Source organism: Pedococcus sp. P2_E5 (genome assembly GCF_056403895.1).
The window spans coordinates 95,335-104,391 of the sequence record NZ_JBFUEP010000030.1 but is presented as its reverse complement, the minus strand read 5'-3'; the positions used below and the strand labels follow the sequence as shown (position 1 = coordinate 104,391).

The following is a 9,057-nucleotide window of genomic DNA, read 5'->3' as shown; positions in this document are numbered from 1 at the left end:
CTCTGAAGGAGATCCCCGTGCACACCGCCACGACCCGCGCCCAAGACCTCATCGACCTCGCACACCGGCACCTCGCGGCGGCCGCCGCCGCGGCACGAGCCCGGGCCAGCGACCCGGTCGCGGGCCACACGTTCGCCGCACAGGTCGAGCTCGCCGCCGCGACCCTGCCCCCGCCCAGCCGGCCCATCGACCCCATCTCGCCGCGAGGCGCCCGGCTGGTGCACCACCTGCTCGCCGCGATCACTGCCCTCGACACGATCGACCCCCTCGACGGACCAGCGGACCTGCCGCTGTGCGCCTGGCACGTCCACGAACTCGCCCGCATCGCCCGCACCCAGTCCGACAAGACGGGGACGCCATGAGCACCACGACCGCGGCCGATCTCCTCGCCCGCGCCGAGCTGCTCAGCCGCGAACTGCGTCGGGACGAGACCCCGGTGACATTGCAGCAATGGGCGGCGTTCGACGTGACTGTGCACCGGCTCCTGACAGGGATGCTCGGGGAGCACGGGATCTTGGTCCCGAAGGAACACGCCGCACTGAGAGCCGTGATCGACCAGTACCCGCAACCGCTCACGGGCCCGGTGCGCATGCCCCACTCCGAGCCGGAGCCAAGCACCCGCGACCACTTCGAACGCCAGGCAGCGGCTTCCACACGCCGACAGCATCTGCAGTCGATCCCCGCCCCCGCACCAGACGAGCTCCCCGCCCTCGACGTCGAGGCCCTCCCACAGATCACCGATCCGCACCCAATGGCGCGGGTGACGTGCACCTTCGGCGCACTCGCAGACCTGCTCCACGGCCACCCCGGGCTCGACCTAATCCATGACGACATCGACGGGCTCGCCGACACCACCCGACGAGTCCTGGCCATCGCTACGCTCGCCGCCCACCACACGATGGCCTCCGTCCCGCTCGCCAACACCGAACGCCCGATGACGGTAGGTCTGCACGCCGAAGGCTTCCTCGACTCACTGACCACCAGCCGGCCCGCCGTCGCCCGGTGGCTACACGAGGTGGGCGTAACCCATGCCCAGGCCGCACCCGCCGGCCCCGTCAGGGGTCTCGACGTCGTGGTGGCTGAGTGGGCGCGCACGTCCGAGACCGAGGTGCGCGCAGCCGTCCCCAGCGTCGACAGCTTGCGTACCCTCACCCGCCAGGGAACCCACCTGCTCGCCACGATCGAAGAGCTCGCTTGTGCAGGGGACACGCGGTCATGGGCCGGTCAGGACCCAACCGGGCTCCGGGAGGCCGTGACGGCGCTGATCGATGTCGACCAGGCGTGGCCGGCCGGCGCGTCGACACTCACCCGTCCAGCCCACGCGTTCGTCGATGCCAGCCGCGCCCTGCATGAGGCCCTCGAACCGATCCGGCTCGGCGCAGCGGGACTGGACGGCGCCGACCGTGACGCCGCCCTGGCCGGCCTGCTGCGCGCCACCAGCTACCTGAGCCGTCAGCTCATCAGCGTTCGCACACTGCCCGAACGGCTCGCGTGCTCCGGGCTGCTGTTCGCCCCAGCGCGTTCGCTCACGCCGGCGTCGGACCGGCTCAGCGAACGGAAGCACGGCCGGCACATCCCAGCCACGCTGAACGACATCAGCGACCTCATGCACGCCTGGCATGAAGCCGTGGACCGTTTCCTCCAGGCGAACATGGGCCTTATGCATCCCGCGCAGGTACGTCAGATGTCCTCGTCGGACCTCGGACCCAGCCTCTAGAAGCGGAAGGAGGATGACAATGGAGAAGCTGCTGCTGAGCCCCGAGGAGGCTGCCGAAGTCCTTGGGGTGACCCGATCCACGATCTATGACCTGATCCGGATGCGGATCCTGACATCAGTCAAGATCGGCCGCCGCCGCCTCGTACCGGTGCAGGCATGCCAGGAGATGGTCGACCGCCTAGTCGAGGAGTCGGCATGACCCGGCGGGCCAACGGGGAGGGGTCCGTGTACCGCCGACAGGATGGCCGATGGGTGGGCGCGACCTACGCCCACACGAACACGGGAGGACGCAAGCGCGTCTTCGTCTACGGCAACACCCGCGCGCAGGCGAAGGAAAAGCTCGTGACCCTCGAGCGCGACCTCGACAGAGGCGTGCGCGTCTCCGTTGAGAACTGGACCGTCCAGAGCTATCTGGAGCACTGGCTCGCAACCGTCGTGAAGCCCAACCTCGCCCCGAAGACATACCAGGGCTACGAGCTTGCGGTGCGACTGCACATCGTCCCGCACATCGGCAAGAAGAAGTTGCGCGCCCTCACGGTGAGAGACGTCCGGTTCATGTGCCAGGACCTGACCGGGACCGGCCTGCGCCGCCGTAGTGTGCAGCGAGTTCATGCCGTGCTCCGCGCCGGCCTGCAATACGCAATGCGAGAGGAACTGATCCCGCGCAACGTCGCCAAGCTCGTCCAAATCCCAGCGCCGGTCGAACACGTTGGCCGCTCACTGTCGCCAGATGAGGCGAAGAAGCTCATAGAGGCCGCGAAATCGGATCGGCTGTACGCCCTCTTCGTTGCGGCCGTCTATCTAGGATTGCGTCGCGGGGAACTGCTCGGCCTGCGATGGGAGCACGTCGACCTAGAGGCCGAGACACTCCAGATTGTGCAGACCCTGCAGCGGGTCGACGGTCGGATCCAGGTCTTGCCGCCCAAGACGCGGTACTCGCGTCGCACCGTCCCGCTGCCACCCCAAGTCGTCGACGCCCTCCGTGCCCACAAGGCTGCCCAGGGCAAGGAGCGGTTGGCGAATGGCGCGGCGTGGCAAGACACCGGCATTGTGTTTGCCTCCAGGATCGGCACACCCATGGAACCCGACAACCTGCGCCGGAACTGGTACCGCGTCCGCCAGGTCCTCGACGAGCCCTTGCCTCGATTCCACGACCTGCGGCACACCTGCGTGACCCTGCTCCTGACCGAGGGGGTACCCCCGCACATCGTTCAGCAGATCGTCGGGCACAGCGCCATCGACGTGACGATGACGATCTACGCACATACCTCGCTGGAGGAGAAGCGGAAGGCGCTCAGGCTGCTCGGGGAGCGGTTGTCATGACGCGCGTCCGGGCGCGTTGCTGTCAATTACTGCTGTCAACGTGCTCAGGAGACCAGAAACCGTAGATCTAGCAACGCTGTGACCTGCGGTTTTGTTGGTGGCCAGGGGCGGGGTCGAACCGCCGACCTTCCGATTTTCAGTCGGACGCTCGTACCAACTGAGCTACCTGGCCGTGGGTGCACGTGCGTGGTGACCATGCACCCAGAACATGCGATCGCGGCGGTCTCGTGCCGAAGCCCGGGGGACCGTCGCGACTGCAGGATCATAGCCGATCCGTGCTGCCCGCTCACAACCGGCTGCAATCGCGGAATAGCCGCGTGTGCAACCAAGTTGCGTCCCCCATGAAGGCAATCACCTTCGCCGAGTACGGCGACCCCGACATCCTCCAGCTCTCCGACCTCCCCGACCCCAAGGTGGGCCCGGGCGAGGTGCTGATCCGCGTGCGCAGCGCGGCCGTGAACCCCGTCGACTGGAAGGTCCTCAAGGGCTACCTCGACGGCCTCATGGTCGTGGAGTTCCCCGCGATCCCCGGCTGGGACGTGGCCGGAGTCGTCGAGGCGGTCGGTCCCGACACCCCCGAGTGGGCCGTCGGCGACGAGGTGATCGCCTACGCCCGCAAGGACTGGGTGCAGGGCGGCACCTTCGCCGAGCTCGTCACCGCGCCGGTGCGCACCGTCGCGCGCAAGCCCAAGTCGCTCGACTGGCACCAGGCGGCCGGCCTCCCGCTCGCCGGCCTCACGGCATACCAGCTGCTGGCTCGGCTGGGGATCAAGGACGGCGAGACCGTCCTCGTGCACGCCGCCGCGGGTGGCGTCGGCATCTTCGCCGTCCAGATCGCCCGCGCCCTCGGCGCGCGCGTGATCGGCACCGCCTCCGAGGGCAACCACGAGTTCCTGCGCGGGCTGGGTGCCGAGCCCGTGACGTATGGCGCCGGGCTGGCCGAGCGCGTCCGTGGGCTCTCGCCCGACGGCGTGGACGTCGTGGCCGACTTCGTGGGCGGCGTCCTGGACGTGACGCAGGCGGTCCTCGCCGACGGTGGCCGACACGGGTCGATCGCCGACGGGACGGTCGCTGACGCCGGTGGCATCGCCGCCTGGGTGCGACCGAACGCGGAGGACCTGACGGCGCTGGGTGAGCTGGCCGACTCCGGCCGGCTGACCGTCCCGGTGGCCGAGGTGTTCGCGCTCGCGGACGCGGCCAAGGCGTTCGAGCTCAGCCAGACCGGACACGTCCGCGGCAAGATCGCCATCGAGGTCAGCGTCTGACGGACCCTGGCAGGATGCGAAGAGGCCCGCACTCGCGTGCGGGCCTCTTGGCTTTTCGAGCGACCCCGACCGGGCTCGAACCGGCGACCTCCGCCGTGACAGGGCGGCGCGCTAACCAACTGCGCTACGGGGCCTAGATGGTGCTTTTACTGCGTATCCCCAACGGGATTCGAACCCGTGCTACCGCCGTGAAAGGGCGGGGTCCTAGGCCGCTAGACGATGGGGACCAGTTCAACGGCCCCCCGCCGTTAGCGCCAGGCGCGGATCCGTCGAGGACTCGCGAAAGCATACGGGCAGACTGCCCGGATATCCAAAACGGCTCCGACGGCCCCAGCCGGACCGGGTCAGGACGGCTCCGACAACCCATCCCCAAGGGGTATGCCGGGCGCCTCTTCAGGCGCGTGCATCCCGCAGCGCCGCGCGCACGAGGTCGATGGCGGCGGCCTCGCTGAGGCCGGCTCGGGCGGCGCGGATGGCGTACTCGGCGGCGATGCGGTGCAGCGCCACGTCCAGGGGCTGGGAGCCCGCCGCGACGACCGTGCCGGCGCGACTTCGAGTGGTGACCAGCCCCTCGGCCTCGAGCTCCTTGTAGGCCCGGGCCACGGTGTTGACTGCAAGGCCCAGGTCGGCGGCCAGCCCGCGCACGGTCGGGAGCCGGTCGCCCTCTGCGAGGGTGCCGCCGGCGATCAGCCCGGCCAGCTGTGCCCTGACCTGCTCGAACGGTGGCTCGTGCGACGACAGGTCGACGTAGACCGGCAGGGGGCTCACCCGCCGCTCGCAGCCCTGGGCGGCGCCGCCCACTCCAGCAGGCGGTCGACGTCCCAGGTCGTGACGATCCGGTCGGGGTCGATCCCGAGCTGTTCGGCGCGCTCGCAGCCGTACGCCTTCATCTCCAGCTGCCCCGGGGCGTGGGCGTCGGAGTCGATCGCGAACAAGCAGCCGACCTCCATCGCCAGCCGGATCAGCTCGTCCGGGGGGTCGCGTCGCTCGGGACGACTGTTGATCTCGACAGCGGTGCCGTGCTCTGCACACGCCTCGAACACGGCGCGCGCGTCGAACTCCGACTGCGCTCGCGTACCCCGTGAACCCTCGACGAGTCGGCCGGTGCAGTGGCCCAGCACGTTGACGCGGGGGTTGGAGACCGCCGCCACCATCCGCGTGGTCATCGGCGCCCTGTTCATCTTGAGCTTGGAGTGGACGCTCGCGGTGACGAGGTCGAGCCTGGCGAGCATCGCCTCGGTCTGGTCCAGCGACCCGTCGTCGAGGATGTCGACCTCGATCCCCTTGAGCAGCCGGAACTGCCCACCCAGCGACGCGTTGATCGCGTCGACGATCGACAGCTGCTTGGTCAGTCGCTCGGCCGTGAGGCCGTTGGCCACGCGCAGCTGGGGGGAGTGGTCGGTGAGGACCAGCCACTCGTGGCCGAGCTCGACAGCGGTCAGCACCATCTCCTCGATGGGGCTGCCCCCGTCGGACCAGTTGGAGTGAGAGTGGCAGTCGCCCCTGAGCTGGGCGAGCAGGTCCGTGCCGCCCTTCGCGAGCGGCTTCGCCTTGCCCTGCAACGACTCCAGGTATGCCGGGAGCTCGCCATCCAGGGCTTCGCTCACCACCGTTGCGGTGGACTTCCCGATCCCGGCGAGATCCTGCAGGGTCCCGGCCTCGTGGCGGCTGTGGAGCTCGTCGTCGGGCGTCTCGCGGACCGTGACGACGGCCTTGCGGAACGCCTCGACCCGGTAGGAGCCTGCACGTTCCCGCTCGAGGAGGAAGGCGATGCGCCGCAGGGCCTCGTCGGGCTCGACGGGGGCGGTGAGCGGTTCGACGGAGGCGACCACGGTGCTACCCCTTGAACTGCTGCCGGATCATGAAGTCCCAGACCCGGTCGCCTCCGAGGGTCCTGGTGGCGATGAGGGCACGGGCGGCGGGCGTCACGACGTAGCGCGACCTGGGGTGGCGCGACTCGATGGCCCTGACGATGACCTTCGCGACGGCCTCAGGGCCGGTGGCGACCATGGGGTTGCCGTAGCCGCCGGTGGTGTTGCTGGCGCTGGAGGCCAGCAACGCGGCATACGGTGAATGTTCTTGTGTCGCAGCGGCATCGGAGGTGAGGGCGGTCTCCTCGAAGCCGGTACGGATGAGCCCGGGTTCGATGAGGCTGACGCCGATGCCGAAGCCGCGTACCTCGTTGCGCAGGGCGTCGGTGATGGCCTCCACGGCGTACTTGGTCGCGTGGTAGTAGCCGCCGACGGGGAAGGTGAAGCGGCCGCCCATCGAGCCGATGTTGACGACGCGGCCGCTGTGGGCCTCACGCATGGCCGGAAGGACGAGCTGGGTGAGCCGGGCGAGGCCGAACACGTTGGTCTCGAACATCGTCCGCACCTTGTCGAGGTCGGTCTCCTCGACGGTGCCGTACTCGCCGTAGCCGGCGTTGTTGACCAGGGCGCCGACGGTGCCGTGCTCGGCCTCGATCGTCTTGACCGCGCTGGACATCGACTCCTCGGAGGTGACGTCGAGGGCGAGGACCCGCGCACCGGCGGCTTCGAGTTCGGTGAGGGTCTCGGTGCGACGGGCGGTGGCATAGACCGTGTGGCCGCGTGCCACGAGCGTCTCGGCTGCGGCCCGGCCGATGCCGGACGAGCAGCCGGTGACGAGGACCGGTCCGGTGGGTGCGGCGCTCACTGCCCCTCGCCCGGGCCCTTGGACCCGGCGGGCCCGGCGGGCCCCGTGGGTCCGGTGGGTCCGTCGCTGTTGCGGCGGGCGAGCCAGCGCTCGACGCCTGCGTAGGCCAGCCACCCCGCTGCCAGCGCGGTGCCGAACACGACCCACGTGTTGAGGTCGGGGAACACGGCCTCGAGGCCCTCGCGGACCACGACGATCGCACAGACGGCGACGACGATGGGGGCGAAGGCCGCGACGCCGCCGGGTCGCTGCCCGGGGCGCTGCCCGGTGGTGGGACTCATGCGGCCAGTCTGCCCCATGACCTGCTGGGAAAGGGTCACACGTCCCGGGCGCTGCGAGATGCGTTGCCGCGCGGGCGGATCCGCACCGCAGGGATGGCGGGGGCTGGCAGATGCTTGACCTCACCGGCATACCCGTCCACCTCGCCGAACCGCGCCGAGTGGGCCATCCACTCCTCGCGGGCGGTGACGATCTCCTCGTGGCTGCGGCCCACGAAGTTCCACCACATGACGATCTCCTCCTCGAACGGCGGCCCGCCGAGGAGGAGCGCGCGAGCGGGGTCGTCCGTGGTGTTGGTGAGGATGAGTGCCGTGGTCGTCGTGGGGAGGTAGGCCATGGCGCTGCGGGGGGTGCCGGTGCCGTTGACGGTGAGTCCGGCGCTGTCGGCCAGCACCCCGTGCTCGTATGCCGCGTCGAGAGCGAGCTCGACACTCGCCCCCGCGTCGACGGTGACCTCGGCGCCCAGCAGGGGGGTGAACGTGTCGACCGGTGAGGTCTGGCCGGCGAGGGTGCCGAGGAAGACGCTCAGGGTGGCGCCGTCGAGCCGGACGGGGGTTGGCTCGTGGTGCTGGAAAGCCTTGGGGGCGTTGCGATGTGCCTCGGGTAGGGCGACCCACAGCTGGGCTCCGTGGAGGACGGTGGTGCCGGGGGTGGACACCTCGGAGTGGGCGATGCCGAGCCCGCCGGTCATCAGGTTGACCGCGCCGGGACGGATGACGGCGTGCGAGCCGAGGCTGTCGCGGTGCTCGATCTCGCCGGTGAACAGCCAGCTGACGGTCTGCAGCCCGCAGTGGGGGTGGGGCGGGACGTCCATGCCACCCGAGCCGGCGACGTCGTCCGGGCCGTAGTGGTCGGCGAAGCACCAGGCGCCGACGAGGGAGCGCTGACGCTGGGGGAGGGTGCGCCGCACGGTCATGGCTCGAGGCCCACCGAGCGGTACGTCGCGGGGTTCGAGGATCTCCACGCMGTCCGCTCGTGGAGTCGTGGAGCAGACCGTCTCCTGTGGCTGCGTCTCGACATTGCTCACGAACCCAGTCTGCACCGAACGCAGGAAGGGAGGGTGTGTGGTCCGGAGTCAGGAGCTCTCGGAGTTGGGGCGTTGCCCGTTGACGGTGGCGAACAGGCTGGTCATGGCTGTCATCGCTTCGGGCTTGGCCTTGTAGTACACCCACACGCCACGCTTCTCCCGGTCGAGCAGACCCGCCTCGTGCAGCACCTTGAGGTGGTGACTGATCGTCGGCTGCGACAGGTCGAACGAGTCGTTGAGGTCACAGACGCAGGCTTCACCGCCCTCGTGGGACAGCACCATGGACATCAGGCGCAGCCGCACCGGGTCGGCGATGGCCTTGAGCAGCCCGGAGACCTGTTCGGCCTGGGCGGTCGTCATGGGCTCGCGGGCCAGCGGGGCACAGCAGGCCAGCGCGCTGTCGGGCTGGATCAGCGGCAACTCGATCACAGAATTAGACACGCATCTATATTGACAGACGACGATGTTCGATGGCAAGGTGGCGGCACATAGACATTCATCTATCCATTGGAAGGAGAACCGCCATGCACCCTTACCTGTCCGACCTGATGGCCGAAGCGCACCGGCAGGACCTGCTCCGGGAGGCAGACCGGCACCGGCTCGTCAGGCAGGCTCGTGGGGCTCGTCCCCGCGGCAGACTGGCTCAGTGGCAGGCCGCGGTGGCGCAGGTCGGCGAGAAGGTTCGCCTGCTCGCCAACCCCGCGCCCGCCGCGAACGTCGTCTGCGCCCCGCAGCCGGTCTGCTGCCCCGCCTGATACGCAAAGCCGAGA

At 69.6% G+C, this 9,057-nt stretch carries 12 protein-coding genes and 3 tRNA genes; 6 read left to right on the top strand and 9 right to left on the bottom strand.

Annotation, left to right across the window (positions count from 1 at the left end):
- The 4 genes from AC1DVZ_RS12035 to AC1DVZ_RS12020 all read left to right on the top strand — a co-directional run.
- Positions 1-362 (top strand): hypothetical protein (locus AC1DVZ_RS12035; protein WP_477618428.1); only part of this gene is annotated, 362 nt, incomplete at its 5' end.
- The gene (locus tag AC1DVZ_RS12030; protein WP_477618427.1) at positions 359-1,717 is read left to right on the top strand and encodes a hypothetical protein; all 1,359 of its coding nucleotides are present in this window, start codon (positions 359-361) and stop codon (positions 1,715-1,717) included. The genes AC1DVZ_RS12035 and AC1DVZ_RS12030, both read left to right, overlap by 4 nt.
- A 19-nt stretch (positions 1,718-1,736) precedes the next feature.
- Complete coding sequence (locus AC1DVZ_RS12025) at positions 1,737-1,916, top strand: helix-turn-helix domain-containing protein (RefSeq protein ID WP_457256536.1); 180 nt, start codon at positions 1,737-1,739, stop codon at positions 1,914-1,916.
- A 53-nt stretch (positions 1,917-1,969) separates the two neighbouring features.
- Positions 1,970-3,040 (top strand): site-specific integrase, encoded by a 1,071-nt coding sequence (locus tag AC1DVZ_RS12020; RefSeq protein WP_477618426.1) that lies wholly within the window; start codon positions 1,970-1,972, stop codon positions 3,038-3,040.
- A gap of 95 nt (positions 3,041-3,135) precedes the next feature.
- Here AC1DVZ_RS12020 and AC1DVZ_RS12015 read toward each other — a convergent pair.
- Positions 3,136-3,212: transfer RNA gene (locus AC1DVZ_RS12015), tRNA-Phe, on the bottom strand.
- Positions 3,213-3,381: 169 nt separating this feature from the next.
- Here AC1DVZ_RS12015 and AC1DVZ_RS12010 point away from each other — a divergent pair.
- On the top strand, positions 3,382-4,305 hold the full coding sequence (locus AC1DVZ_RS12010) for an NADP-dependent oxidoreductase (protein WP_477618425.1): 924 nt from the start codon (positions 3,382-3,384) through the stop codon (positions 4,303-4,305).
- A 60-nt stretch (positions 4,306-4,365) separates the two neighbouring features.
- On the opposite strand, the gene AC1DVZ_RS12005 is transcribed toward AC1DVZ_RS12010, so the two are convergent.
- From AC1DVZ_RS12005 to AC1DVZ_RS11970, 8 genes are all read right to left on the bottom strand, one after another.
- Positions 4,366-4,439: transfer RNA gene (locus tag AC1DVZ_RS12005), tRNA-Asp, on the bottom strand.
- A 20-nt stretch (positions 4,440-4,459) separates the two neighbouring features.
- Positions 4,460-4,532 (bottom strand) — tRNA-Glu (locus tag AC1DVZ_RS12000).
- 166 nt (positions 4,533-4,698) lie between these two features.
- Positions 4,699-5,073 (bottom strand): GntR family transcriptional regulator, encoded by a 375-nt coding sequence (locus tag AC1DVZ_RS11995; protein WP_477618424.1) that lies wholly within the window; start codon positions 5,071-5,073, stop codon positions 4,699-4,701.
- Positions 5,070-6,137 (bottom strand): PHP domain-containing protein, encoded by a 1,068-nt coding sequence (locus AC1DVZ_RS11990; RefSeq protein WP_477618423.1) that lies wholly within the window; start codon positions 6,135-6,137, stop codon positions 5,070-5,072. The genes AC1DVZ_RS11995 and AC1DVZ_RS11990 overlap by 4 nt, the downstream gene beginning before the upstream one ends.
- A gap of 4 nt (positions 6,138-6,141) precedes the next feature.
- Positions 6,142-6,981 (bottom strand): oxidoreductase, encoded by an 840-nt coding sequence (locus AC1DVZ_RS11985; RefSeq protein WP_477618422.1) that lies wholly within the window; start codon positions 6,979-6,981, stop codon positions 6,142-6,144.
- Complete coding sequence (locus tag AC1DVZ_RS11980; protein WP_477618421.1) at positions 6,978-7,262, bottom strand: hypothetical protein; 285 nt, start codon at positions 7,260-7,262, stop codon at positions 6,978-6,980. Before AC1DVZ_RS11980 ends, AC1DVZ_RS11985 begins: the two co-directional genes overlap by 4 nt.
- A 35-nt stretch (positions 7,263-7,297) precedes the next feature.
- Positions 7,298-8,287 carry a pirin family protein gene (locus AC1DVZ_RS11975; protein WP_477618420.1) on the bottom strand — a complete coding sequence of 330 codons (990 nt, stop codon included), beginning with the start codon at positions 8,285-8,287 and terminating at the stop codon, positions 7,298-7,300.
- A 48-nt stretch (positions 8,288-8,335) separates the two neighbouring features.
- On the bottom strand, positions 8,336-8,647 hold the full coding sequence (locus AC1DVZ_RS11970) for an ArsR/SmtB family transcription factor (RefSeq protein ID WP_477618432.1): 312 nt from the start codon (positions 8,645-8,647) through the stop codon (positions 8,336-8,338).
- A gap of 164 nt (positions 8,648-8,811) precedes the next feature.
- On the opposite strand from AC1DVZ_RS11970, the gene AC1DVZ_RS11965 reads away from it, so the two are divergent.
- Positions 8,812-9,042 carry a hypothetical protein gene (locus AC1DVZ_RS11965; RefSeq protein ID WP_477618419.1) on the top strand — a complete coding sequence of 77 codons (231 nt, stop codon included), beginning with the start codon at positions 8,812-8,814 and terminating at the stop codon, positions 9,040-9,042.
- Positions 9,043-9,057: the final 15 nt, after the last annotated feature.